Below are 23048 nucleotides of genomic sequence, written 5' to 3' on the forward strand. Positions count from 1 at the left end.
ACGGAATTCCATGCAAAAGGCTGCCATCGAAAAGAACAACGAGGCGATCGCGGCCCAGCTTGCGCCGGTCGGCCGCGAGACCGTGCAGGACCGTGTCTATTCCGAATTGCGCCGCGCTTTGATCGGCGGCCTGTTCGAGCCGAGCCAGGTGCTGACCATCCGTGGCCTGGCCGATGCGTTGGTCACCTCGACCATGCCGGTGCGCGAGGCGCTCGGCCGGCTGATCACGGAAAAGGCGCTGGAGGCGCTGCCCAACCGTTCGGTGCGCGTGCCGCCGATCACGCTCGAACGCCTCGATGATCTGTTGCGTGCGCGCATCCTGATCGAGGGGGAGGCGATAGCGCTGGCCGCCGCCCGCATGGGCCCGCGCCAGATCGCCACCATCGAGACCATTCTCGGCGAATGGGACGAGATGCGGGCGCTGAAACACAAGAAGGACGTCGATCGCGAAGTGACGCTCAACCAGAGTTTTCACTTCGAAATCTACCGCTCCTGCGGCTCGGCCGTGCTGATCCCGATGATCGAGAGCCTGTGGCTGCAATCGGGGCCCTGCATTCGTGTCGCCATCTATGCCTTCTCGGAAGCCGGCGAGGTCGACACCGCCCAGTATCACCGCCGCATCGTCACGGCGCTGTCCACGCAGGATGCGCAGGCAGCGCGCGAGTCGCTGGTCGCCGACATCAGCCGACCCTTCACCTTCCTGCGCAGCAAGCTGCAAGCTGCCGCCGCGAAAGACCAGACATGACCGCCATCAGGATCACCGAGCCGCGTTCGAAGCTTTCCGTCACGGCACTCCTGCTGCCCGAAAAGGCGCCGGAAAACGCCGCCTTCCTCTCGGCATATCTCGGCACGCCACGCGTCGTCCCTGGCATCCATGCGATGTGGACGGGGCCGGAAATCTCCTGTCCGGTTCCCGCGGCCGATCTCGAGGGCCAGGCCTATGCGAAACCGTTGCCGGCCGAGAACGCGACGCTGACGCCGCAGCCGGGCGACATCGTGCTTTCCTACGTGCCGCCACGCATGTGGGGCGGCAACCCCAATGCGATCTTCGACATCGGCCTGTATTACGGGCAGGGCGCGCGGCTCTTGTTCCCGATCGGCTGGTTGGCCGGCAGCGTGGTGGCGCAGGTACGTGTCGAAGAGCGCGAGCAGTTCGCCGCCGCTTGCGGTGTCATCCGCCGCAACGGCGCCTGCGACGTCACCTTCAGCCTGGTGGAGGCTTGAAAATGGCTGACGACAGTTTCGAGCTGTTCGATCTGCGCGTCGAGGCGGTCATCCCCGAGGGCAGGCCGATCTACTGCGGCGCCAAGGCCGGCGACTATTTCGAACTCAAGGGCGAGATGCTGTCGATGCCGGCGGGGCAGGGTTTTTCGATCTATTCGCTCGCCGCCGTGCTGCCGCTGCTGGCGGCCAAGCAGCGCCCGACCGACCGGAACGACTGGATGACCTCAGACGCCGAAATCGCCTGTCCCGATCCCAATTGCGCCAGCCGGCTGCGGATCGTCAGGGTGGCCAAGCGACGGTTCAGCCACGCCGAAACCACGGCGGTGCCGCTGCCGAAGGAGGATGACCTGACATGACCGCCAAGACCTTCGAACTCGGCCCCGGCTATACCATCTCGCGCGTCATTCGCGGCGGCTGGCAGCTGGCCGGCGGCCACGGTGCCATCGACCGCAGCCAAGCGGTTGCCGATCTGATCGCCACTTTCGATGCCGGCATCTGGACCTATGACTGCGCCGACATCTACACCGGTGTCGAGGAGCTCATCGGCGCGGCGCGCCTGCGGCTGGCCAGCGAGCGCGGCCTCGACGTCGCCGCCCGGATGAAGGTGCACACCAAGCTGGTGCCCGACCTCGAACGGCTGGCCACCATCAGCCGCGACTATATCAGGGGCATCGTCGACCAGTCGCTGCGGCGGCTGAAGACCGAGCGGCTCGATCTCGTCCAGTTCCATTGGTGGGATTATGACCAGCCCCGCTACGTCGATGCGATGGGCTGGCTCGATGAACTCCGGCTGGAAGGCAAGGTGCGCAATCTCGGCACCACCAATTTCGACACGCCGCGGCTGGCCGAAATCCTCGCCGCCGGCATCCCGCTGGTCAGCCAGCAGCTGCAATATTCTGTGCTCGACCAGCGGCCGGGCAACAGCCTGGCGGCACTGGCAAAACAGAACGGCGTCAGCTTCCTCTGCTACGGCTCCGTTGCCGGCGGCTTTCTCAGCGACAAATGGCTCGGTGCGGCCGAACCCACCACGCCGCTCGAAAACCGCTCGCTGGTCAAATACAAGCTGATCATCGATGATTTTGGGGGCTGGGACCTGTTCCAACACCTGCTTCAGGCGCTGAAGGCCGTTGGCGACCGCCATGGCGTCGACATCGCCACCATCGCCAGCGCCTGGGTGCTCGAGCAGCCGCAAGTGGCGGCCGTCATCGTTGGCGCCCGCAATCAGGCGCATGCGCTGGCCAATGCGGGCATCATGGATGTTGCGCTCGACGCCGATGACCGGGCGCGGATTGCTGCCGTCATCGCGCAAGGCGCCGGCCTCGAGGGCGACGTCTACACGCTGGAGCGCGACCGTCACGGCCGTCACGGCTCGATCATGCACTACAACCTCAATGCGGGGAAGAAATGAGCGGCGATCCTTCCCTGTTTTCACGCGCCAGCGCCGAGGTCATCGACCTGCATCGCTTCTTCGTCGACTGGTTCGTCGCCGCGCGAGCCAATACGGTGGACTTCGGCCGCTTCGAACGCGCCATGGGGAAAGACCTCAGCATGGTGGCACCGGACGGGCAGGTCCTCGATCGCGAAGCGGTCGTCGACCATGTCCGCTCAAGCCGCGCCTCTTGCGACGACGGTTTTGCCATTTCGATCGAGGACATTCGGCCCGGCTGGCAGGACGCCGATACCATCGTCGTCCTTTATGTCGAAGCGCAGCTGCGCGCAGGCAAGCACAGTCGCCGCCAGTCGAGCGCCGTCTTCACCACCAGTTCATCGGCGCCCAACGGTGTCGAATGGCGACATCTGCATGAAACCTGGCTGCAGGTGCCGGAACGCTGAACAGGCTCCAGAGATCAGATACAGTTGAGTAACGAAAGGGGAACAACAATGACAAAGACGATACTCCAACTCACCACCGCGCTCGCCCTCGTCACGATGGCAGGTGCTGCGCAAGCCGCCGATTGCAAGATCACTGTCGGCCTCGTCATGGAGCTGACCGGCCCGGCCGGCGAGTACGGCCAGGCCGGCGCCAAGTCGGTCGAGATGGCCTTCCGTGACATCAACGCTGCCGGCGGCGTGCGCGGCTGCGATCTCGTCACCGACACGCGCGACAGCCAGAGCCAGGGCAACATCGCGGTCGACGCCGCCACCCAGCTGGTTCAGGTCAAGAAAGTGCCTGTCATCATCGGCGGCATCATCTCGTCGGTGTCGATACCGATCCTGACCTCGGTCACGGCACCCGCCAAGATCGTCCAGGTCTCGCCAGCCTCGTCCTCGCCGACGCTGACCGCCCTCGGCCGCGACGGCAAGACCAACGGCATCTTCTTCCGCACCATCACCTCGGATGCGCTGCAGGGCGTCGCCGCCGCCAAATACGCCATCGACAAGGGTTTCAAGAAGCTGTCGATCATCCACGTCAACAACGATTTCGGCGTCAACATGGTGGCTGAATTCTCGCGTGCCTACAAAGCGCTCGGTGGCACCATCGTCTCCGACACGCCCTACAACGAGAAGCAGTCGAGCTATGCCTCGGAAGTCACGGCGGCGATGGCCGGCGAGCCGGACGGGCTCTATCTCGTCAGCACGCCGGTCGACGGTGCGACGGTCGCCCGCACCTGGATTTCGCAAGGCGGCGTGCAGAAATTCCTGCTCAATGACGGCATGAACAGCCCGGATTTCATCGAATCCGTCGGCGCCGATTATCTGAAGGAAGCTTACGGCACGTCGTCCGGCACCAGCCCGACCGCCTCGACGGAGTATTTCACCAAGAACTACAAGGAATTCTCCGGCATCGAACCGTCCAATCCGGCGGCCGACCGTTCCTATGATGCCGGCGCCATCGTTGGCTTGGCCATCGCCATCGCCGGCTCGGAGGATCCGGCCAAGATCAAGGACGCCATGTACAAGGCGGTCGATCCGGCCGGCACGCCGATCTTTGCCGGCAAGGAAGAGTTCGCCAAGGCACTCGGCCTGATCAAGGACGGCAAGCCGATCCGCTATGAAGGTGTCATCGGCCCGGTCGCCTTCGACAAATATGGCGACATCACCGGCCCGTTCCGGCTGTGGAAGATCGTCGACGGCAAGGTGACCACCGACGGCGAAATGACCACCGACGACGTCAACGCGCTGCAAGCGAAGCTTCAATAAGACGACTTATTCTCCGGTATCGATCACGATCCCATCGTGATCGATACCGGACGGTTATCCTGTTCTGCATTACCCACGGACATGGACGACGTCGCTTTGCGTGGACGAGCGTTTGACCGGCAGGCGATCATGGATAGGATCGGCCGATGTCGCCTGAAATCCAACAGCTCCTATCTGCGCTCGGCGACCGGCTGGGCGCGGGCGGTGTGCTCGCCGGTTCCGGCGTGGACCAGCGCTATCGCGACGATCCTGACGGCAAGCTCGGCGCGCTCCCCGAAGCCGTGCTGCGCCCGCGCGACACCGAGGGTGTGGCGGCGGCACTCGCCGCATGCAACGATCTCGGCCAGCCTGTTGTCGTGCAGGGCGGACGCACGGGTCTGACAGGTGCCGCGCGTGTCCGGCCGGGCGAGGTCGTGCTGTCGCTGGAGCGCATGACCAGCCTCGATACACCGGATCGCCAGGCTGCCAGCATCGTTGCCGAAGCGGGCGCGACGCTGCAGGCGGTGCAGGAGGCAGCCGACGGCGCCGGGCTGATGTTCGGCGTCGATATCGGCGCGCGTGGCTCGGCCACCATCGGCGGCAATGTCGCCACCAATGCCGGCGGCATCCGTGTGCTGCGCTACGGCATGTACCGGGCTCAGGTTCTGGGACTGGAAGCCGTGCTTGCCGATGGCAGCGTGCTGACGTCGCTCAAGGGCCTGCCCAAGGACAATTCCGGCTACGACCTCAGCCAGCTCTTCATCGGCACGGAAGGAACGCTCGGCGTCGTCACCCGCGCCGCGCTCAGGCTGCATCCCAAGCCGGTGTCCGAGGTGAACGCCTTCTGCGCGCTCTCCTCGCTCGATGCGGCGATCGCGCTGCTTGGGCTGCTGCGGCAAAAGCTCGGCCCGCTCCTGTCCGCCTATGAGGTCAACTTCGCACCGCTCTATGACCTCATGGTCGCCAGCATGGCCATGCCGGCGCCGCTGCCGGCGGGCTCGCCTGTCTATGTGCTGGCCGAGATCCAGGGCAGCGAGCCCCAACGTGACGGCGAGCGCTTCGCCGAGGTATTGATGCAGGCGGTCGAAGACGGTGTCATCGACGATGTGGTGGTCTCGCAGTCACCGCGCGAATTCCGCGCGTTGTGGGATGTGCGCGAGGACGCCAATCGCGTCCTGTTTTCGATCAAGGGTCTGATCGGCGTCGACATCAGCATTCCGCTGGCCCGCATGGGAGCATTCCTGCGGGGAGCGGACGCTGCCATCCATGCCGTCGACCCCGGCGCCGACATCTATGTCTTCGGCCATCTCGGCGACGGCAATCTGCACTACCAGGTCCTGACGAGGGATCCGGCGGCGGCACATGACATCGTCTATCGCGGCGTGGCGGCAGCCGGAGGCGGCGTTTCGGCCGAACATGGCATCGGCCTCGACAAGAAGAAGTGGCTGCATCTGGTTCGCAGCGACGCCGAGATCGCCACGATGCGGCGGCTGAAGACAGCGCTTGATCCGAAAAACATCCTCAATCCGGGACGGGTCTTCGACCTCGACCCGACTGCCTTCTGCCGATGACGATTGCCCGCACAGCCTGACGCGTCAGCTGCCTTGCCTTGCCGCTTCGCGGATGGTCTGCAGCAGGATGGAAAAGGCCGGCGAGGGCGCGGTGTCGGTGCGCATCGTCAGGCCGACCGGTCCCTTGGTTTCCTCGGTGTTGACCGGCAGGGCGACGAAGGCGCCGCTGCCGAGTTCGTTGGCGACGACGCCGGCCGAAATGATCCAGACGGCATTGCTCTGCCGTAGGAAGGCGCGGCCGAAGGAATCCGAGACGGTTTCGATCTCGGTTGCCGGCGCCGTCATGCCGTTGGTGATGAACAGGCGGTCGACGAAGGGACGGATGACCGATTCCCGCGTCGGCATCAGCATCGGGAATTCGTCGAGCCGTGCGAACACATCCTGTCCCGGATCGAGCAGCGGATGTCCCGCCCGCACCACGAACAGCACCGGTTCGGAGTAGAGGTGCTCGAAGAAGAAGCCGGTCATGTTTTCCGGCGCCGCCAGCCGTCCGACGACGAGATCGAGCGCGCCGGTGCGCAACTGCTCGAGCAGCACCGCATTCTCGCCGGTGACGATCTTGATCGCCGCTCCTGTGCTCTCCCTAAGGAACAGGCTCATGGCGAGCGGCATCACCCGCGCCGACACCGTCGGCAGCGCGCCGATGCGGATCGGGTGCCGGTTGACCGCTCCGTCCTGGCGGACGGAATCGACGCCTTGCTTGAGTGCCGTGATCGCCGTGCCGGCATGGCGAAGGAAGATCTCGCCGATGCGCGTCAGTCGGATGCCGCGGCCGTCGCGCTCGACCACCGCCACCCCCAGCGCCTCTTCCAACTCGCGCAATGTCTTGGTCACCGCCGGCTGGCTGACATGCAGCAAGTCAGCCGCTCGCGCCACGCTTCCTTGCCGCGCAACTTCCAGGAATGCCTGCAGGTGACGGAACCGGATGCGGCTCTCGGACATGGATTTGATAACCCCTGAGTTAATGAAACGGCGCAAAATATCATTTTACCGAACCAAACGCCTTGTGCAATGTGGGGATGGAGGACCGAGATCGTGCCATTCGTCACCATCGGCGGCATCACGCTGCACCACCGTCGCATCGAGGCGAACAGCAATGCGCGCCCAATCGTGTTCATCAATTCGCTCGGCACCGACTTCCGGATCTGGGACGAAATTGTCTCGGCGCTCGATGGTGAAATGCCGCTGCTGGTCTACGACAAACGCGGCCATGGGCTCTCCGACATCGGCGACATCAGGTCGATCGACGATCATGTCGATGACCTCTGCGCTCTCATCGATCACTTCGCTCTTGGCAAGGTCGTGCTGTGCGGCCTGTCGGTCGGCGGCATGATCGCGCAGGGGCTCTATGCCAGGCGCCCCGATATCGTAGAGGCGATGATCCTTTGCGACACGGCCCACAAGATCGGCACGACGGAGAGCTGGAACACACGCATCGCAACGGTCGAAAGCAAGGGCATCCAGGCCATTGCGGATGGCGTGCTCAAAGTGTGGTTCACCCCCGCCTTCCACGCGGCGCGTCTGGCCGAGCTCGACGGCTATTGGAACATGATGACCCGGCAAGCGCTCGCCGGTTACATCGGGACTTGCGTGGCCGTTCGCGATGCGGATTTCACCGACAGCGCGCGCCGCATCGCGGTGCCGACGCTCTGCGTCGCCGGCGACCAGGATGGCTCGACGCCTCCCGATCTTGTCCGCTCGCTGGCCGACCTGATACCCGGCGCGCGCTTCGAAATCATTCGCGACGCCGGGCACATTCCTTGCGTCGAACAGCCTGAAGCGCTGATTGCCCTGATCCGCGATTTTATCGCATCGCTTGCCCCTGGAGCAGAAACCCATGGATGAAGTCCCCGGCAACGCAGCCAGATATCGCACCGGCCTCGCGGTGCGGCGCTCGGTGCTCGGCGACCGCCATGTCGACCGGGCCGAGGTCGCCGCCACCGATTTCGACCAGCCTTTCCAGGAGCTGATCACCGAGGCCGCCTGGGGAACCGTGTGGGCGCGGCCGGGCTTCACCAAGCGTGAGCGTTCGATCGTCACGCTGGCGCTGCTGGCCGCACTCGGCCATGATGAGGAGGTCGCCATGCATGTGCGCGCCACCGTCAGCACCGGTGCCTCGCGCGATGATATCTGCGAGGCGTTCCTGCATGTCGCCATCTATGCCGGCGTGCCGGCCGCCAACCGCGCCTTCAAGATCGCCAAGGACGTGTTTTCGGAAATGGACGGAAGCCAGAATGCCTGCTGAGTCCGGATCGAACCGGAGGCCCGAGACCGGCGCCTTCTTCCGGCGCGACCGGACATGGCATCCGCCGGCGCTGACGCCGAATTACAAGACCTCCGTGCTGCGCTCGCCGCAGAAGGCGCCGCTGTCGTTCGACAACACGCTGTCGGAGATTGCAGGCCCGGTCTTCGGTCACGCCATGCTGGGCGAACTCGACGCCGACCTGATCCACAATTTCGCCAGGCCCGGCGAGAGCGCGCTCGGCGAGCGGATCATCGTCTATGGCCGGGTGCTCGACGAACGCGGCGTTGGCGTGCCGGGCGCGCTGCTCGAATTCTGGCAGGCCAATGCCGGCGGCCGCTACCGCCACAAGAAGGACGGCTATCTGGCGCCGCTCGATCCGAATTTCGGCGGCTGCGGCCGCGCCATATCAGGCGACGATGGCGGCTATGCCTTTCGCACCGTCAAGCCCGGTCCCTATCCCTGGCCGAACGGGCCGAACGACTGGCGGCCCTCGCATATCCATTTCTCGGTTTTCGGCCACGGCTTTGCGCAGCGGCTGATCACACAGATGTATTTCGAGGGCGACCCGCTGATCTGGCAATGCCCGATCGTGCGCGGCATCCCCGACAAGGCGGCCATCGAAACGCTGATCGCCATACTCGATATGCAGGCGACGATCCCATTCGACGCGCGCGCCTACAAGTTCGATATTGTGCTGCGTGGGCGCCGCGCGTCGCTGTTCGAAAACAGGCTGGAGGGCAATTGATGGCCCAATCGCTCGACCGGCTCAGGGAAAGCCCTTCGCAGACCGCGGGACCTTACGTCCATATCGGGCTGACGCCCAATTTCTGCGGCATCGGCGGCGTCTATCCCAGTGATCTCGGCGCCACCATGGTCAACGACAAGACCAAGGGCGCGCCCATCGGCTTGCGCATCCGGGTGCTCGACGGCACCGGCACGCCGCTCAAGGACGCGCTGATCGAGATCTGGCAGGCGGATGCGGACGGGCTCTACAATTCGCCGGCAGAACTGCGCGGCGCCGCCGATCCGAATTTTTTCGGCTGGGGCCGTTGCCCGACCGACATGGACACCGGCCTGTGCGCGTTCGAGACGATCAAGCCGGGGCGCGTGCCGTTCAGGGATGGGCGCCTGATGGCGCCGCATATCACGCTCTGGATCGTCGCCCGCGGCATCAATCTCGGCCTGCACACAAGGCTGTATTTTTCCGATGAGGAAAAGGCCAATGCCGAAGATCCGATCCTGACGCGCATCGAGCACCGCATTCGCGTGCCGACACTGATCGCCGAGCGCAACGGCGATATCTATGTCTTCGACGTCCATCTCCAGGGGGAGAAGGAAACGGTCTTCTTCGACAGCTGATGCTCAGGAGCCTTCCGATATGACCGTATCGCCCTTCGACCATCCACTGCTCTCCGCTCTTCTCGGAGACGGGGAAGCGAGCCGGCATTTTTCCGTCGAGGCGGAAATCGAGGCGATGCTGGCCTTCGAGCGTGCGCTGGCGCAAGCGGAGGCTGAAAACGGGATCATCACCAGGGATGCGGGGGCAGCGATCGTGGCGGCGCTTGGCACGTTCCGGCCGGACACGGCCTTGCTGCGCGCCGGTGTCGCCAAGGACGGCGTCATCGTGCCGGAACTGGTGCGGCAGATCAGGGCGACGGTCGGCGAACCGCATGGCCAGAAAGTGCATTTCGGCGCGACCAGCCAGGATGTCATCGACACCGGCCTGATGCTTCGGCTGAAATCCGTCGTCGAGCATCTCGATCTGCTGTTGACCGAAACCGTCATGCGCCTCGCTTCGCTCGAAGAGCGTTTTGGCGGCAGGGCGCTGACCGGAATGACGCGCATGCAACCGGCGATTCCGATCAAAGTGGCCGATCGCGTCAGGGCGTGGCGGGCGCCGCTGCAACGGCACCAGGAGAGGCTGTCGGAGCAGTCGAGGCGCCTGCTGGTGGTGCAGTTCGGCGGTGCCGCAGGCACGCTGGAAAAGCTTGATGACAAGGGGCCGGCGGTGCGCGCGGCCCTAGCCACCAGGCTCGGTCTTGCCAACGCACCGCAATGGCATAGCCAGCGTGACGGGCTCGCCGACTTTGCCGGCCTGATGTCGCTGGTGACCGGCAGCCTCGGCAAATTCGGCCAGGACATCGCGCTGATGGCGCAGGGTGGAACCGAGATCGAGCTTTCCGGTGGCGGCGGCTCGTCGGCCATGCCGCACAAGCAGAACCCGGTGAAGGCCGAAGCGCTGGTGGCGCTTGCCCGCTTCAACGCCACGCAGCTTTCAGGCATGCATCAGGCGCTCGTGCATGAGCAGGAGCGCTCGGGTGCGGCCTGGACGCTGGAGTGGCTGCTGCTGCCGCAAATGGCCGTCGCCACAGCCGCGTCGCTGCGCCTTGCCGCCGAACTGGCCGCACAGGTCGAAAGTCTCGGCCACTGATGCGCACACAAATCGTCATCGTCGGGTCCGGACCATCCGGCCTGCTGCTTGGGCAGTTGCTGGCCGGCATCGGTGTCGAGACGGTCATTCTGGAACGCGCGAGCCGCGAGCACGTGCTTGGCCGCGTACGGGCAGGGGTGCTCGAACAGGGCACGGTCGAACTGCTGGAACAGGCCGGCGCGGCGGCACGGCTGCATGCCGAAGGGCTGCCGCATTCCGGCATCTCGCTCGCCTTCGACGGACGCTTGCACCGTATCGACCTCGAGGCATTGACCGGCGGCAGGCATGTCACCGTCTATGGCCAGACCGAAGTGACGCACGATTTGATGGACAAGCGCGACGCGGCAGGACTGACCACGATCTACGAGGCGGCAAATGTCACGCTGCACGATTTCGACGGCGCAGCGCCTTTCGCCACCTATGACCGGGACGGGGTCACGCATCGGATCGATTGCGACTTCATTGCCGGCTGCGACGGCTATCACGGCGTCAGCCGCAAATCGGCGCCTGAGCGTGCGCTGAAGACCTTCGAGCGGCAGTATCCGTTCGGCTGGCTCGGCGTGCTGGCCGAAGTGCCGCCGGCCGATCACGAGCTGGTCTATGCCAATCATGAGCGGGGTTTTGCGCTGTGCTCGATGCGCTCGACGCATCGCAGCCGCTACTATGTGCAATGCCCGCAGGACGACCGCGTCGAGGCGTGGTCGGATGAGCGTTTCTGGGACGAGTTGCGCCGCCGCTTGCCGGAGCAGACGGCGGCAAATGTCGTCACCGGGCCATCCTTCGAGAAATCGATCGCGCCGCTGCGCTCTTTCGTTGCCGAGCCGCTGCGTTTCGGCAGGCTGTTCCTGGTCGGCGACGCCGCCCATATCGTGCCGCCCACCGGCGCCAAGGGCCTCAACCTCGCCGCCAGCGACGTGCGCTATCTCTTCGCAGGTTTTCGCGACTTCTACGTCGAGAAGTCACACGAAGGCATCGATGCCTATTCCAGCAAGGCGCTGGCGCGGGTCTGGAAGGCGGTGCGGTTTTCCTGGTGGATGACGACGATGCTGCACCGTTTTCCCGACACGGGCGAGTTCGGCCAGCGCATCCAGGAGGCCGAACTCGACTACCTCGTGCAGTCGCGTGCCGCATCGACCGCGCTCGCCGAGAACTATGTCGGCTTGCCCTACTGAGGGCTGCGGATCATCCGGCGCCTTGCTGGCTGGCAAAATCCAAAAGCATCGGGCGCTGCCCCTTGAGGATCTTCGCTTCGGCCTCGGGCAAGGTGAACCAGCCTGCTCTGTCGACCTCCGGGAACTCCTTCAGGGATCCCGACCTTGGCGGCCATTCCATGGTGAAGCTGTTGCTCTTGATGGCGGCCACGTCGATGTCGGTGGTCGCCTCGACAGACCAGGCCGAGACGATCTTGCCGCCCGGTTGCCTGTAGTCGCCAAGCCGCGCGAAGGTGCCATCGACCCTGACGCCGAGCTCTTCCCCGGTCTCGCGTTGCGCTGCCGTCAACTCGTCCTCGTTCTCGTCGACAAGACCCTTCGGTATCGACCAGGCACCATCGTCCTTCTTCGCCCAGAACGGTCCACCTGGGTGAACCAGCAACACCTTGAGATCGCCATCACCGCGGCGATAGATCAGCAATCCCGCACTGCGTTTTGCCATTTTATACGTCCGTCTGCGAAGCCGGCAGCCTGCCGATGGTCCTTGAATAGTTGACGCGAACCTTGCACCAAGGGATTGCGACGCTATGTCAGGCGCGTCTGCATTGCACCTCACCCGCGAGTCCGGCAATCTGATACCATCGCTTATTTGGCGGCACGAAGGCTAGGTGACGATGCAACTCGGTCTTATTGGCTACTATAGCGACTTCGCGGTGTATCCGCTGGTGATCGCCGTGCTGGCGGTGGCCGGACTGCTCGAGGCCGGCGAAGAGAGTGCACCAGGCTGGATAGGCACGGTCCTCGCCTGTCTCGGCCTCTGGACGCTGATCGAATACCTCCTGCACAGGTTCGCCCTTCACCACATTCCCTACATCAAGGACCTGCATGATCGTCACCATGTCGAGGAGCGCAGTTCGGTGGGCACGCCGACCTGGCTCAGCCTCGGGGTGCATGCGCTGGTGGCGTTTGTGCCCGTTTGGATGGTCTCGGACTTCGCAACCGCGAGCGCGGTCAACTGCGGGCTGATGCTGGGGTACCTCTGGTACATCAGCATCCACCACATGATTCATCACTGGCATCCCAGTCATCCGAGCTATCTCTACACGCTCAAGCGCCGCCACGCCGTGCATCATCACATCGACGAATCGGCCAATTTCGGTGTTACGTCGGCACTTTGGGATCGGGTCTTCGGTACGGCGCGGCTCTGAAGCCAGTTCAGCCTCGGCCGTTCAACGCCGTTTGCCGCGACCCCCGAGTGACTTGGCGCCGCGAGGGCCGCTCTGAACCGGCGTGTTGTTCTGGTTTTCGTCGGACAGCTTGCGCCAGCGGGCAAGGCGCTCGGGATCGAGCGTCCCGGCCTTCAAGGCAGCCTGCACCGCGCAACCCGGTTCATGTACATGCGTGCAATCGCGGAACTTGCACAGCGGCGCAAGCTCGGTGATTTCGGCAAACAGTGTGTCGATGCCGTAGCCGACGTCGCTGACCTGCAGCGTCCGCATTCCCGGCGTGTCGATCACCCAGCCGCCACCGGCAATCGCGTGCAGCGATCGCGACGTGGTGGTGTGACGTCCCTTGGAATCGTGCTCGCGAATGGTTCCGGTCTGTTGCGGCGATTGCTGCGCCGATCCGGCCAGCGTGTTGACCAGCGTCGATTTGCCGACGCCGGAGGAACCGATCAGCGCCACCGTCTGGCCAGCACCGCACCAGGCAGCCAGGACGGTTGCCGCATCCGATGTGCGGGGGTTCAGCATCACAACCGGCAATCCACGCTGCAACGCGGCGGCCTGCCTTTCATACGCTTCGGCGTCTTCAGCAGTATCGGCCTTGGTCAGCAGGATCACCGGCGTCGTTCCGGCCTCGTTGGCCAGCGCCAGATAGCGCTCGAGCCGCGCGGGATTGAAGTCGGCATTGCACGAGGTGACGATGAACAGCGTGTCGACATTGGCCGCGGCAAGCTGCGGCACCCTGCCGCCCTGGGTGCGGCGTTCCAGCACCGTCTTGCGGGTCAGGCGGCGCTGCACAAGGTGCGCATGCGCATCGACAAGCACCCAGTCGCCGACGGCATAGTCGCCGGTGTTCGCCTGCGCCGGCAGTGTCAGATCGACTGGCCCTGCCTGGGACAGGCCGGTCAAACGGTCGCGATGGACCGTCGCGATACGCGTCGGGATAAGATTGGCTTCGCCGGGCTCAAGCTGCTCGCCAAAAAATTCCGTCCAGCCCAGGCTGGCGAGCGATGGCGTGGAGTGATCCGTCACGGCTTTGACCACGGCGTCGCGGACATTGGACAGTATCCCTGGCAAAATCGAAGGAGAGGCGGACCACGACCTCGGGCGGGCGATTGCCCAGCTGTATGGGCGGCATGGCGACATTTGGCAAGCGGGCCGTAGCCGAGCGGCAAGCTTCCGCAGCCTATCCCTTGATCGCCGAGCCGACGATGGAATCGACGAAAAAGCGCTGCAGGAAGACGAACAGCAGCAGCGGCGGCAGCACGGCAAGCGTAGCGCCAGCCATCACCAGACCGGTGTTGACGGCGCCACGGTTGTAGCTGAGCAGGCGGCTGAGGCTGATGACGATGGGATAGGCGTCCGCATTGCCCTGCAGCACGGTCAGCGGCCACAAATAGCTGTTCCAGTGATAGACGAAGGCGAACAGCGCCAGTGCCGCGATCGCCGGCGCCACACTGGGCGCAACGATCTTGAACAGGATCAGCAGCTCCGAGGCGCCGTCCATGCGCGCGGCGTCGATCAGATCGTCCGGCACGCCTGATATGAACTGGCGCATCAGGAAGATGCCGAAGGCGTTGGCAAGATTGGGCACGATGATGCCGGCCAGGCTGGCGTTGAGTCCGATCGAGCCGACGAGGCGGTAGAGCGGGATCAGCGTCACGATCGGCGGCAGGAACATGGTGGCGATCAGCAGGGAAAACAGCAACGACTTGGCGGGGAAGTGGTATTTGGCGAAGGCATAGCCGGCCATCATGCTGGTGAGCAGAATGCCGGCGGTGGTGATCGAGGCGATGACCAAAGAATTCCACATCGAGCGGCCGACATTGACCACGCCCGAAACCTTCTCATAGGCGTCGAGGCTCGGCGTGCCGGGAATCCACACCGGCGGGACCTGCATGCTCTCGGCCGGGGTTTTGAGACTCGACAGCACCATCCACATCAGCGGGAAGGCCGAGGCGACGGCGACGAGCAGCATCAGCGTTGCCAGCAGCGCCTTGCGGCCCGACGGGCGTCTGCGCGGCAGCCTGCTCGACGATCCGGAAAATACCTGCGCCGTCATTCGTCGTTCTTCCGGTTGGCAAAGGCAAACAGCGCGCAGACCACGACGATCAGCGACAGCATCAGCATGACCGCCATCGCCGAACCCAGCCCGCCTTGCGCGCGTTCGATGCCGACGCGGCGGATGTGGTAGGTCAGCACGTTGGTCGAGCCGACCGGCCCGCCCTGCGTGATGAGCGCGACCGGCTCGAACACCTGCACCGCGTTGATGATGGCAATGACGGCGCTGAACAACAGCGTGCGCCGCATCAGCGGCAGCGTGATGAAGCGGAACTGCTCGCGCCGGTTGGCGCCGTCCAGCTTTGCCGCTTCATAGAGGCTGCCGGGGATCTGCGTCAGCCCGGCGATCGCCAGCACGGTGAAATAACCGACCTGCTGCCAGACATTGAGGAAGACGATCGAAATCAGTGCCGAGCGCGGCGAGGACAGCCACGGCTGCGGGCTGATGCCGACCATGCCGAGCATCTGGTTGAGCGGGCCTTCGCTCGGCGAATAGAGCTTCGACCAAACCAGCGCCACGGCGATCATCGGCACCATGTAGGTGGCAAACAGCACGGTTCTGAGCGCCGTGCCGCCAGCAATTTCGCGCTGGTAGACCATCAGTCCGAACACAACGGAAAGCGGCAGGATGAGGATGACCGAAAGCGCGGTGTAGATCGCGGTGTTGGCGAGCGCGCCCTTGAAGTCGCGGCCGACCGAGGTCGGACCAAAGATCTCGCGGAAATTGTCGAGGCCGATGAAGCTGGCGCTGGAAAACGGTGTCTGCGTCGACCAGTCCTGGAAGGACAGCCAGACGGTGAGCAGCATCGGCAAGAGAACAAAGACGCCGATCAGCGTCACGGCGGGCGCCAGCATGATGCCCGCCGAGGCACGGTATCTGTTGATCATGGCCCCAGTCTACTTGGCGGCGCGCTCCAGGATAGAGGTGGCGTCGGCCTGCGCCGTCGCCTGCGCATCCTTGGCCGAGACCTGGCCATACTGCAACGCCTCAAGTGTCTGCTGCAGGGATTCGCTGAACTCCTGACCGCCCGGCACCACCGGGAACGGCTTTGCATCGGCCAGCACGCTGACATAGCCGGACAGGAATTCGGAGCCGAGCTTGTCCTTGTGCGCCTCGATGTCGGACAGGCGCGACGGCAGGATGCCCATCGACATCAAGATGTCGGACATCGCCGAAGCGCCGTTTTTGCCGGACTTCGGATTGTTCAGCCAGGCCAGGAAATCCCAGGCCGCCTTCTGCTCGGCCGCGCCGGCATTGGCGTTGACCACGGTCATCCAGGAATAGGAGATCGAATGCGGCTTGTCGCCGCTTGGACCGACCGGGATCGGCGCGGTGGCGATGTCGGCGAACTTGTCGCCCATGCCGCCCTTCAGCGCGCTCTCCCACCAATTGGCCATGATGATCATGCCGGTCTTGCCGGAGACGAAATTGTCGAGGAACGGGCCGGTGGTGTTGGCGTCGGCCGTCGCCATGGCGGGCACGCTGGCGCCCGACTTGATCAGGTCCTCGTAGAGCTGGAAGGTCTCGGTGGCCTGCGGGCTGTCGAGCACCGGCTTGCCGTCCTTGACCAGCTCGCCGCCATTGGAGACCAGCAGCGAGCCGAAGGGGTGGACGACGCCCGCCGCCCAGGAATTGATCATGCCAAAACCCTGCTGGCCGGCATCCTTGTTGGTCAGCTTCTTGGCCGCGTCCTTGAACTCGTCCCAGGTTTTCGGGGCAGCAGCGATGCCGGCCTGCTTGAACAGCGCCTTGTTGTAATTCAGCGCGTAGACGTCGATCTCGTTGGGAATGCCGTAGAGCTTGCCGCCGACCGAGGCGGCGCTGACGACGCCCGCCGGCCAGGCGTCCTTGACCTCGCCGGCGACCGCGTCGGGGGCAGGCGCGACAAGCTTGTCGCGGGCGAGTTCGGGCAGCCACAGATCGTAGATGCCGCCGATGGTCGGGCCGTCCGAGCCGCCACCCTGGGAGCGCAGCGTGGTCAGGAGATCGCCGAACGGAACGGCGCGTACGGTGACGCTGACGTCCGGATTGGTCTTCGCATAGTCCTTGGCCGCCGCTTCCAGCAGCGCGACGGTCTCGGGCGACCAATGCGTCAGATAGGAGAGGTTGACCGATTGCGCCCAGCCGGTGACGGGCAGGAGCGCCAGGCTCGCGGCCAGGGCCAGTTTCGAAGTCCAGGCAACAGACATTCCTCATCCTCCACTTGGCATATCGATCACAATGACGTTATGACAACAGGAGGCGATGGCGCAAGTGCCTGTTTGTGAAAAAGCTACGGATGACATTGGGCGGAATTTCTTGGCGGCTGCTTCGGTGGGAAATTTATGTATGTTTAACAGTATATTATGCAGAATCCTTGAGCAAAAGAGCCTACGGTCGCCGTTTCGCAGACGCGGCAGACCTCTTGCGAATGGCGCTATGTCGTTATAATGACTTTCCGAGCGATCGACTCTTTCGTGGTGCCGAAGTGCTGCGAAACGCCAAGGACTGAGAACAATGGGAGACTGGCAATGAGCATGCTTTCTATTGACCGACGCGCCGCACTTGGCCTGATCGGCGGCCTTGCCGCCGCTTGCGCCGGCGCCTTCACCACACTTCCGGCCAGGGCCGACAGCACCGTGACGCTGTGGAGTTGGCGCACCGAGGACGAAGCCGCGATGCGCCGCATCTTCGACGCCTTCGAGGCCAAGAATCCAGGCATCAAGGTCAACATCCAGTTCACGCCGGATGCCGATTACCAGAACCGGCTGAGCACGGCGCTGCGCGGCGGCCGCGGACCCGATATCGCCCAGCTCAAGGCCTATGGCGAATTGCAGCCCTTCGTCGATGCCGGTTATCTCGATGCGCTCGACGACAGCGTGCCGGAGCTGAAGAACATGGCGGACGCAGCCCTTGGCGGCGCGCGCGGCCGCACCGACGGCAAGGTTTATGGCGTGCCCTATTCGGTGCCGATGATGGGCGTGTTCTACAACCAGGACATCTTTGCCGCGCAGGGCATCGAGATACCCAAGACCTACAAGGATTTCGTCGCCGCTTGCGACAAGCTGAAGGCGGCCGGCATCACCCCGATTGCCACCGGCGGCGCCAACGGCTCGGCCTGGGAACTGGAGATCGGCGTCGGTGTCGTCGGCCCGACGGTGTACGGTCCGGGCTTCTACGACGAGATGATGACCGGCAAGGCGACCTTCGAGGATCCGCGCTATGTCGCGGCACTAAAGCGTTTCGCCGAGCTGAAGCCTTATTTCCCCGATGGCTTCGCCGGCATCGACTACACCACCGCGACGCAGCAGTTCATTGGCGGCAAGGCGGCGATGTTCCTCGGCGGTTCGTTCGAGAATGGCAGCTTCAAGGCGCAGAACCCAAAGCTGAAATTCTCGATCTTCCCGTTCCCCGCCGATGATGCCGGGGCAAAGCTCTATACCTCGGCCTTCTCCGACGGCTCCTACGGCCTGGTCTCCGAAAGCGCCAACAAGGAAGCCGCGACCAAGGTGCTGGGCTTCATGGCTTCGGCCGAATTCGCGCAGATGTTCGCCGATGAGCTCGGCTGGCCGCCGGCCCGCACCGATGTCACGGTGAAGGACCCGGTGCTGGCGCAGATGATGGAGATGTCGAAGAACTCGACGCCTTATTTGACGCTGGTCGGCTTCCGCTGGCAGTCGCCGACGGCCTCCTCGGTGCTGCAGGCGGAGATCATAGACATGGTCGAAGGCAACATCGCGCCGGAGAAGCTGGCGGCCGACATGCAGGCTGCTGTCGCCACCTGGTTCAAGCCGAAACAGTGAGGAGCCGGGCCGGTCGCATCGCGGCCGACCTCTCGTCCGGACAGACATCGCATGATCAACCCTCGCCGCAAAAGCAGCCTTAAGCGCACGCAGCAGCGCATGGCCGTGCTTTTCATCCTGCCGGCGCTGGCGGTCTATGCGCTGTTCGTTCTTTATCCGCTGGCGATGTCGCTATGGGGCAGCTTCTTCCTCTGGAAGGGGCTGCGCATGGTCGAATTCGCCGGCCTGTCGAATTTCTCGCGCTTGTTCGTCTTCCCGAGCGGCGCCCGGCTCTACGGCGCGCTGTGGCACAACACCGCCTGGTTCTTCGGCATCATGGTCTTCCAGAACGGCATCGGCCTGCTGTTCGCCTGGCTGCTGTTCCTGCGCGACAGGGGAGCTGCTTTCTTCCAGTCGGTCTTCTTCTTCCCGGCGGTGCTCAGCCCGGTCATCGTCGGTGCGCTGTGGCGCCTGCTGCTGGCTCCCGGCGGCGTCGTCGAATGGGCGCTCAACGGGCTCGGCCTGCATCAGGGCAGCCTGACCGTGCTCGGCAACAGCCATACCGCGCTCACCATGCTGATCGCCGTCGATGCCTGGAACTGGATGGGACTGCCGGTACTGATCTACACCGCGGGCTTGCGACAGATTTCCGGCCAGATTTTCGAAGCAGCAAAACTCGACGGCGCCGGCAATGCGCGCATGCTGTTTTCGATCGCACTGCCGCTGCTGATGCCGGCCATCGGCACGCTGACGACGCTGTCGTTCATCAACACCTTCAACCAGTTCGACATCGTCTATGTGATGCAGGGCGTGCAGGGCAATCCGAGCTATTCGACCGACACGCTGGTGACCTATTTCTATCGGCTGGCCTTCGGCGCCGAGGGCGCGGTCGGCATCACCGATATCGGCCTGGCGCTGGCGCTGGGCACCATGCTGTTCCTGATCCTCAGCATCGGCACGCTCATGATGCTGCGCTTCTTCGACCGCCGCACGGTGCAGCTATGAGCGCGCTGGTGAACGCGCAGAGGCTTGTGATCTTGCCACGGCTGGCGCGGCTGCCCGGCTGGACCGTGCTGGTTGTGTGGACGGCGGCCGTGCTGCTGCCGCTCTACATCCTCGTCGTCTCCTGCTTCAAGACCACGGCGGAGATCTACGACAACCGGCTCGGCCTGCCCAAAAGCTTTGCCTTCGACAATTTCGTCAACGCCTGGACGCGCGCCGATCTCGGCCAGAATTTTATCAACAGCCTGATCGTCACCGGTGGAGCGGTGGTGCTCACCATCCTCGTCTCGGCCATGGCCGCCTATCCGCTCAGCCGCTATCGGCTGGGCTGGAACGGCATCATGCTCGGCCTGTTCCTGGCCGGCATCATGCTGCCGATCCGGCTCGCTTCGGTCGAGCTGTTCACGCTGATGCGCAATCTCGACCTGCTCGATTCGCTGACCGGCCTGATCCTCGTCTATTCGGCGATCCGCATTCCCTTCGCGGTCTTCATCTTCGCCAATTTCATGCGCGTGCTGCCCTCCGAACTCGACGAGGCGGCGCGCATGGACGGCGCCGGCGAGGTCCGCATCCTGTTCCAGATCATCCTGCCGATGGTGAAGCCGGCGGTGTCGATCGTCGCCATCTTCACTGCGATCGCGGTGTGGAACGATTTCTTCTTCCCGCTGATCTTCATCTTCGACGACCGCTACAAAACCGTACCGCTGGCCATCAGCGTCTTTGTTGGCCAGTTCCGCACCGACTGGGGCCTGGTGTTCGCCTCGCTGGCGATCTCCATGGCGCCCATCCTGATCATGTATTGTCTGCTCGCCCGCCAGATTCGCGAAGGCGTCGGCACCGGGGGAGGCATGAAATGATCGAAGACCGGATCTACGCCGCAAGCTCCATCCTGGTGGTCGGCGCACACGCCTTCGATGCCGAGGTCATCGCCGGGCCGCTGGCGGCCGCCGCCGTCAAGCGCGGTGCGACCGTGACCTTCCTGCACCTGACCATGGGCGAACAGGGTCATCCCTGCCTCATCCCCGAGCACTATTGCGTGCAGAAGGAAGAGGAAGCGGGCAGGGCGGCTACGCGCCTTGGAGTCAAGGTGCGCAGCCTTGGCCTGCGCGACGCCTTCCTGCCTTCAGATGACCAGACGGCGCTTGAGGTGTGCGACGTCATTCGCGAGCTCAGACCAGAAGTCGTCATCACTCATTGGCACGGCAGCTGGCACAAGGACCATCGCGCCGCCGCGCATCTGACGCAGACCGGCCTCTTCTTCGCCGCACTGCCGACTGTTGCCAGCGACCATGCGGCACATACACCGCAATTGCTACTGTTCGGCGAGAACTGGGAGGACGACGACGGTTTCCGCCCCGAGCATCTCGTCGATGTCAGCGATGGCTTCGAGACCTGGAGCGAAGCGGTCAAGGAATACGAGCTGGCGCGCGGCCTGAGCAGCTTTCCCTATGTCGACTACTACAGCGCGCTCTACCGGCTGCGCGGCTGCCTGCGCGGCACGCGCCATGCCCAGGCCTTTGCGGCGGCGTCGCATTCGTGGAATGCCGGCAGCGGCCTGTTCTCGCCGCCGTTCGGCAAGGAGCCTGGCCGATGACGCGGGTTCTGGCCATCGATCTCGGCGGCACCAATCTGCGCGCCGCCATCCATACCGGCGATGTGCGCATGCTGGAGGTGCTGAGCCGTGAGCCGGCGCCGGCAAGCCTCGACGCCTTTGTCGTCCGTATCCGCGCGCTGTGCGCCGAGGCGGGTGCGGTGGAGGCGCTGGGCATCGCGGTGCCCGGCCTGGTCGAAGGTTCGATCTGCCGCTGGGTTCCAAACCTGCCCTGGCTCGACGGCGTCGACGTGGCGAGACTGTTTCCGGGCCTGCGCATCGCGCTCGGCAATGACGCTCAGATCGCCATGCTCGCGGAAGCGGTCGAAGGCAGTGCGAAAGGCATGTCCGACGCGATCCTGCTGGCGATCGGCACCGGCATCGGCTCCGCCGTGCTGGCCAACAGCCGCATCGTCGCAGGCGCCCGTGGCGGCGCCTGCTCCTTCGGCTGGGCCTGCGCCGACATGGTGGACGAGGGTGAGGAGCGCAGCGGCTGGCTGGAGCGCGTCGCCTCCGGCCGGGCCCTCGATGCCCTGGCGCGCGAGATCGGCCTGGCGGACGGCGGCAGGCTGATCGACGCCGCGCGGGCCGGCGAGAAAGCGGCACTCGCCGCATTGGAGGCGCCTGCGCGTCGGCTCGGCACCGCGCTGGCCGGCGCCGTCGCGCTGCTCGACCCGCAGGCGGTGCTGATTTCCGGCGGCCTGGCTGAGGCGCTGGACATGATCCGGCCGCCGCTGCTTGACGCCATGCGGCGGCAACTGCCGCCGCATCTACGCGACATCGTCCTGCGGCCCGGTCAATTCGGTTCCCGAGCGGGTCTTGTCGGGGCGGCGCTGGCCGGGCTTGCGGGAAGAGAGTGGAGGCAGGTGCGATGAGCGAAGCGAGTTTTCAGCAGCCGGATCGCCGAAGGCCGGAGCCGCTCTGGTATCAGGTCGAGGAGGCGATCCGCGCCATCGTCAAGAGCGGCGAATGGGCAACGGGCGACCAGATCCCGGCCGAAGACAGGCTGTGCGCCCTGTTCGGAGTCAGCCGCATCACGCTGCGCCACGCCTTGCGCAACCTGGAGGAAGGTGGGCTGCTGCGGCGCGAGCACGGCCGCGGAACCTTCGTGCGCTCCACCACGCTCGTTGCCGGCACCCGCGAACTGACCAGCTTCACCCAGGAAATGGGCAATATGGGCGTGATCGCCGGCTCGCGCCTGCTCGATTGCAGCTTGACGACGGCCAATGCGGCGGCGGCCGGTGCGCTGGAGATCGAGGAGGGCGATCCGGTGGTGCGCATCCGCCGCCTGCGGCTTGGCAACAGCGAGCCGATCGGCATCCAGACGGCACAGCTTTCGGCCGTGCGCGTGCCGGGTTTCCTCGACGCCGGCCTGCTGCAGGGATCGCTCTACGAGGCGCTGGAGCGCCATTACGGCATCGTGCCGGTGGCGGCGCGCGAGAATTATCGCGTCGGCGCGGTCGGTGCTGCGGATGCCGAACTGCTTGATCTTCCGGTTGGAAGTCCGGCCTTCGTGGTCGAGCGCATCACCACCGACGAGCGCGGCCCGTTCGAATTCACCGTCTCCATCATGCGGGGCGACCGCTACGAAATCCGCTCGACGCTGCGCGCCGGGCGCATCCCGTCAACCCCGAGAAGCTGATCCATCCCAAGCCGACACTTAAACA

The 23048-nt window shown here is 64.6% G+C and carries 26 protein-coding genes; 20 read left to right on the forward strand and 6 right to left on the reverse strand.

All coding sequences use genetic code 11. The annotated features are described in order from the left end of the window. Nucleotides 1-10: 10 nt before the first annotated feature. From ACFOJ9_RS08225 to ACFOJ9_RS08255, 7 genes are all read left to right on the forward strand, one after another. The gene (locus ACFOJ9_RS08225; RefSeq protein ID WP_127327034.1) at nt 11-745 is read left to right on the forward strand and encodes a GntR family transcriptional regulator; all 735 of its coding nucleotides are present in this window, start codon (nt 11-13) and stop codon (nt 743-745) included. Next, entirely contained in the window at nt 742-1224 is a 483-nt protein-coding gene (locus tag ACFOJ9_RS08230) for a DUF3830 family protein (RefSeq protein ID WP_378978393.1), read from the forward strand. The genes ACFOJ9_RS08225 and ACFOJ9_RS08230 overlap by 4 nt, the downstream gene beginning before the upstream one ends. Nucleotides 1225-1226: 2 nt before the next feature. Further along, nucleotides 1227-1580 carry a TIGR04076 family protein gene (locus tag ACFOJ9_RS08235; RefSeq protein WP_378978395.1) on the forward strand — a complete coding sequence of 118 codons (354 nt, stop codon included), beginning with the start codon at nt 1227-1229 and terminating at the stop codon, nt 1578-1580. Then, entirely contained in the window at nt 1577-2632 is a 1056-nt protein-coding gene (locus ACFOJ9_RS08240; RefSeq protein WP_378978397.1) for an aldo/keto reductase, read from the forward strand. The genes ACFOJ9_RS08235 and ACFOJ9_RS08240 overlap by 4 nt, the downstream gene beginning before the upstream one ends. Continuing rightward, nucleotides 2629-3057 carry a hypothetical protein gene (locus tag ACFOJ9_RS08245; RefSeq protein WP_378978399.1) on the forward strand — a complete coding sequence of 143 codons (429 nt, stop codon included), beginning with the start codon at nt 2629-2631 and terminating at the stop codon, nt 3055-3057. Before ACFOJ9_RS08240 ends, ACFOJ9_RS08245 begins: the two co-directional genes overlap by 4 nt. Nucleotides 3058-3105: 48 nt before the next feature. Then, nucleotides 3106-4365 carry an ABC transporter substrate-binding protein gene (locus tag ACFOJ9_RS08250; RefSeq protein WP_378978401.1) on the forward strand — a complete coding sequence of 420 codons (1260 nt, stop codon included), beginning with the start codon at nt 3106-3108 and terminating at the stop codon, nt 4363-4365. Nucleotides 4366-4511: 146 nt separating this feature from the next. Continuing rightward, the gene (locus ACFOJ9_RS08255; RefSeq protein WP_378978403.1) at nt 4512-5915 is read left to right on the forward strand and encodes an FAD-binding oxidoreductase; all 1404 of its coding nucleotides are present in this window, start codon (nt 4512-4514) and stop codon (nt 5913-5915) included. Nucleotides 5916-5939: 24 nt separating this feature from the next. Here the strand turns inward: ACFOJ9_RS08255 and pcaQ are convergent, their stop codons facing one another. After that, on the reverse strand, nt 5940-6857 hold the full coding sequence (gene pcaQ, locus ACFOJ9_RS08260) for a pca operon transcription factor PcaQ (RefSeq protein WP_378978405.1): 918 nt from the start codon (nt 6855-6857) through the stop codon (nt 5940-5942). 93 nt (nt 6858-6950) lie between these two features. On the opposite strand from pcaQ, the gene pcaD reads away from it, so the two are divergent. The 6 genes from pcaD to pobA are packed head-to-tail and all read left to right on the forward strand — an operon-like array spanning nt 6951 to nt 11763. After that, nucleotides 6951-7760 carry a 3-oxoadipate enol-lactonase gene (pcaD, locus tag ACFOJ9_RS08265; protein ID WP_378978407.1) on the forward strand — a complete coding sequence of 270 codons (810 nt, stop codon included), beginning with the start codon at nt 6951-6953 and terminating at the stop codon, nt 7758-7760. After that, nucleotides 7753-8160 (forward strand): 4-carboxymuconolactone decarboxylase, encoded by a 408-nt coding sequence (gene pcaC, locus ACFOJ9_RS08270; RefSeq protein ID WP_378978409.1) that lies wholly within the window; start codon nt 7753-7755, stop codon nt 8158-8160. Before pcaD ends, pcaC begins: the two co-directional genes overlap by 8 nt. Beyond that, nucleotides 8150-8905: a protocatechuate 3,4-dioxygenase subunit beta gene (gene pcaH / locus ACFOJ9_RS08275; protein ID WP_378978411.1), complete on the forward strand. Its 756-nt coding sequence runs from the start codon at nt 8150-8152 to the stop codon at nt 8903-8905. The genes pcaC and pcaH overlap by 11 nt, the downstream gene beginning before the upstream one ends. Beyond that, nucleotides 8905-9519, forward strand: coding sequence for a protocatechuate 3,4-dioxygenase subunit alpha (gene pcaG, locus ACFOJ9_RS08280; protein ID WP_378978413.1), 615 nt, complete (start codon nt 8905-8907; stop codon nt 9517-9519). Before pcaH ends, pcaG begins: the two co-directional genes overlap by 1 nt. 19 nt (nt 9520-9538) lie before the next feature. Then, nucleotides 9539-10591, forward strand: coding sequence for a 3-carboxy-cis,cis-muconate cycloisomerase (locus ACFOJ9_RS08285; protein WP_378978415.1), 1053 nt, complete (start codon nt 9539-9541; stop codon nt 10589-10591). Beyond that, on the forward strand, nt 10591-11763 hold the full coding sequence (pobA, locus tag ACFOJ9_RS08290; protein WP_378978417.1) for a 4-hydroxybenzoate 3-monooxygenase: 1173 nt from the start codon (nt 10591-10593) through the stop codon (nt 11761-11763). Before ACFOJ9_RS08285 ends, pobA begins: the two co-directional genes overlap by 1 nt. Before the next feature lie 10 nt (nt 11764-11773). Here pobA and ACFOJ9_RS08295 read toward each other — a convergent pair whose 3' ends face one another. Beyond that, nucleotides 11774-12244, reverse strand: a complete 471-nt coding sequence (locus ACFOJ9_RS08295) for an NUDIX domain-containing protein (protein ID WP_378978419.1) — start codon at nt 12242-12244, stop codon at nt 11774-11776. Between the two features lie 172 nt (nt 12245-12416). On the opposite strand from ACFOJ9_RS08295, the gene ACFOJ9_RS08300 reads away from it, so the two are divergent. Further along, a complete protein-coding gene (locus ACFOJ9_RS08300; protein ID WP_378978421.1) occupies nt 12417-12950 on the forward strand; it encodes a sterol desaturase family protein in 534 nt (177 codons plus the stop codon). Nucleotides 12951-12971: 21 nt separating this feature from the next. Here the strand turns inward: ACFOJ9_RS08300 and rsgA are convergent, their stop codons facing one another. From rsgA to ACFOJ9_RS08320, 4 genes are all read right to left on the reverse strand, one after another. Then, a complete protein-coding gene (rsgA, locus tag ACFOJ9_RS08305) occupies nt 12972-14009 on the reverse strand; it encodes a ribosome small subunit-dependent GTPase A (protein ID WP_378978423.1) in 1038 nt (345 codons plus the stop codon). Between the two features lie 142 nt (nt 14010-14151). Next, complete coding sequence (locus ACFOJ9_RS08310) at nt 14152-15027, reverse strand: carbohydrate ABC transporter permease (RefSeq protein ID WP_378978425.1); 876 nt, start codon at nt 15025-15027, stop codon at nt 14152-14154. Further along, nucleotides 15024-15914 (reverse strand): carbohydrate ABC transporter permease, encoded by an 891-nt coding sequence (locus ACFOJ9_RS08315; protein ID WP_378978427.1) that lies wholly within the window; start codon nt 15912-15914, stop codon nt 15024-15026. The genes ACFOJ9_RS08310 and ACFOJ9_RS08315 overlap by 4 nt, the downstream gene beginning before the upstream one ends. A gap of 9 nt (nt 15915-15923) precedes the next feature. Further along, entirely contained in the window at nt 15924-17216 is a 1293-nt protein-coding gene (locus ACFOJ9_RS08320; protein WP_378978429.1) for an ABC transporter substrate-binding protein, read from the reverse strand. A 321-nt stretch (nt 17217-17537) separates the two neighbouring features. Between ACFOJ9_RS08320 and ACFOJ9_RS08325 the strand changes: the two genes are divergently transcribed. From ACFOJ9_RS08325 to ACFOJ9_RS08350, 6 genes are read left to right on the forward strand one after another with little or no spacing between them, the layout of a single operon-like run. Beyond that, nucleotides 17538-18809: an extracellular solute-binding protein gene (locus ACFOJ9_RS08325; RefSeq protein WP_378978431.1), complete on the forward strand. Its 1272-nt coding sequence runs from the start codon at nt 17538-17540 to the stop codon at nt 18807-18809. 51 nt (nt 18810-18860) lie between these two features. After that, nucleotides 18861-19793, forward strand: coding sequence for a carbohydrate ABC transporter permease (locus ACFOJ9_RS08330; protein ID WP_378978433.1), 933 nt, complete (start codon nt 18861-18863; stop codon nt 19791-19793). Between the two features lie 8 nt (nt 19794-19801). Next, nucleotides 19802-20647, forward strand: coding sequence for a carbohydrate ABC transporter permease (locus ACFOJ9_RS08335; RefSeq protein ID WP_378978434.1), 846 nt, complete (start codon nt 19802-19804; stop codon nt 20645-20647). Beyond that, a complete protein-coding gene (locus ACFOJ9_RS08340; protein WP_378978435.1) occupies nt 20644-21384 on the forward strand; it encodes a PIG-L deacetylase family protein in 741 nt (246 codons plus the stop codon). The genes ACFOJ9_RS08335 and ACFOJ9_RS08340 overlap by 4 nt, the downstream gene beginning before the upstream one ends. Then, complete coding sequence (locus tag ACFOJ9_RS08345) at nt 21381-22256, forward strand: ROK family protein (protein ID WP_378978436.1); 876 nt, start codon at nt 21381-21383, stop codon at nt 22254-22256. Before ACFOJ9_RS08340 ends, ACFOJ9_RS08345 begins: the two co-directional genes overlap by 4 nt. Then, nucleotides 22253-23023, forward strand: a complete 771-nt coding sequence (locus ACFOJ9_RS08350) for a GntR family transcriptional regulator (RefSeq protein ID WP_378978437.1) — start codon at nt 22253-22255, stop codon at nt 23021-23023. The genes ACFOJ9_RS08345 and ACFOJ9_RS08350 overlap by 4 nt, the downstream gene beginning before the upstream one ends. Nucleotides 23024-23048: the final 25 nt, after the last annotated feature.

The sequence above is a fragment of the Mesorhizobium cantuariense genome (assembly GCF_042647205.1).
Lineage (GTDB): Bacteria > Pseudomonadota > Alphaproteobacteria > Rhizobiales > Rhizobiaceae > Mesorhizobium > Mesorhizobium cantuariense.

Coding starts and splice junctions, on each gene's coding strand:
- ACFOJ9_RS08340 (WP_378978435.1), top strand. CDS start 20,644: ATGATCGAAGACCGGATCTACGCCGCAAGCTCCATCCTGGTGGTCGGC.
- ACFOJ9_RS08325 (WP_378978431.1), top strand. CDS start 17,538: ATGAGCATGCTTTCTATTGACCGACGCGCCGCACTTGGCCTGATCGGC.
- ACFOJ9_RS08300 (WP_378978421.1), top strand. CDS start 12,417: ATGCAACTCGGTCTTATTGGCTACTATAGCGACTTCGCGGTGTATCCG.
- ACFOJ9_RS08285 (WP_378978415.1), top strand. CDS start 9,539: ATGACCGTATCGCCCTTCGACCATCCACTGCTCTCCGCTCTTCTCGGA.
- ACFOJ9_RS08250 (WP_378978401.1), top strand. CDS start 3,106: ATGACAAAGACGATACTCCAACTCACCACCGCGCTCGCCCTCGTCACG.
- pobA (WP_378978417.1), top strand. CDS start 10,591: ATGCGCACACAAATCGTCATCGTCGGGTCCGGACCATCCGGCCTGCTG.
- ACFOJ9_RS08255 (WP_378978403.1), top strand. CDS start 4,512: ATGTCGCCTGAAATCCAACAGCTCCTATCTGCGCTCGGCGACCGGCTG.
- pcaC (WP_378978409.1), top strand. CDS start 7,753: ATGGATGAAGTCCCCGGCAACGCAGCCAGATATCGCACCGGCCTCGCG.
- ACFOJ9_RS08245 (WP_378978399.1), top strand. CDS start 2,629: ATGAGCGGCGATCCTTCCCTGTTTTCACGCGCCAGCGCCGAGGTCATC.
- pcaH (WP_378978411.1), top strand. CDS start 8,150: ATGCCTGCTGAGTCCGGATCGAACCGGAGGCCCGAGACCGGCGCCTTC.
- ACFOJ9_RS08225 (WP_127327034.1), top strand. CDS start 11: ATGCAAAAGGCTGCCATCGAAAAGAACAACGAGGCGATCGCGGCCCAG.
- ACFOJ9_RS08235 (WP_378978395.1), top strand. CDS start 1,227: ATGGCTGACGACAGTTTCGAGCTGTTCGATCTGCGCGTCGAGGCGGTC.
- ACFOJ9_RS08330 (WP_378978433.1), top strand. CDS start 18,861: ATGATCAACCCTCGCCGCAAAAGCAGCCTTAAGCGCACGCAGCAGCGC.
- pcaQ (WP_378978405.1), bottom strand. CDS start 6,857: ATGTCCGAGAGCCGCATCCGGTTCCGTCACCTGCAGGCATTCCTGGAA.
- ACFOJ9_RS08230 (WP_378978393.1), top strand. CDS start 742: ATGACCGCCATCAGGATCACCGAGCCGCGTTCGAAGCTTTCCGTCACG.
- ACFOJ9_RS08350 (WP_378978437.1), top strand. CDS start 22,253: ATGAGCGAAGCGAGTTTTCAGCAGCCGGATCGCCGAAGGCCGGAGCCG.
- ACFOJ9_RS08345 (WP_378978436.1), top strand. CDS start 21,381: ATGACGCGGGTTCTGGCCATCGATCTCGGCGGCACCAATCTGCGCGCC.
- ACFOJ9_RS08310 (WP_378978425.1), bottom strand. CDS start 15,027: ATGACGGCGCAGGTATTTTCCGGATCGTCGAGCAGGCTGCCGCGCAGA.
- ACFOJ9_RS08295 (WP_378978419.1), bottom strand. CDS start 12,244: ATGGCAAAACGCAGTGCGGGATTGCTGATCTATCGCCGCGGTGATGGC.
- ACFOJ9_RS08315 (WP_378978427.1), bottom strand. CDS start 15,914: ATGATCAACAGATACCGTGCCTCGGCGGGCATCATGCTGGCGCCCGCC.
- pcaG (WP_378978413.1), top strand. CDS start 8,905: ATGGCCCAATCGCTCGACCGGCTCAGGGAAAGCCCTTCGCAGACCGCG.
- ACFOJ9_RS08320 (WP_378978429.1), bottom strand. CDS start 17,216: ATGTCTGTTGCCTGGACTTCGAAACTGGCCCTGGCCGCGAGCCTGGCG.
- ACFOJ9_RS08240 (WP_378978397.1), top strand. CDS start 1,577: ATGACCGCCAAGACCTTCGAACTCGGCCCCGGCTATACCATCTCGCGC.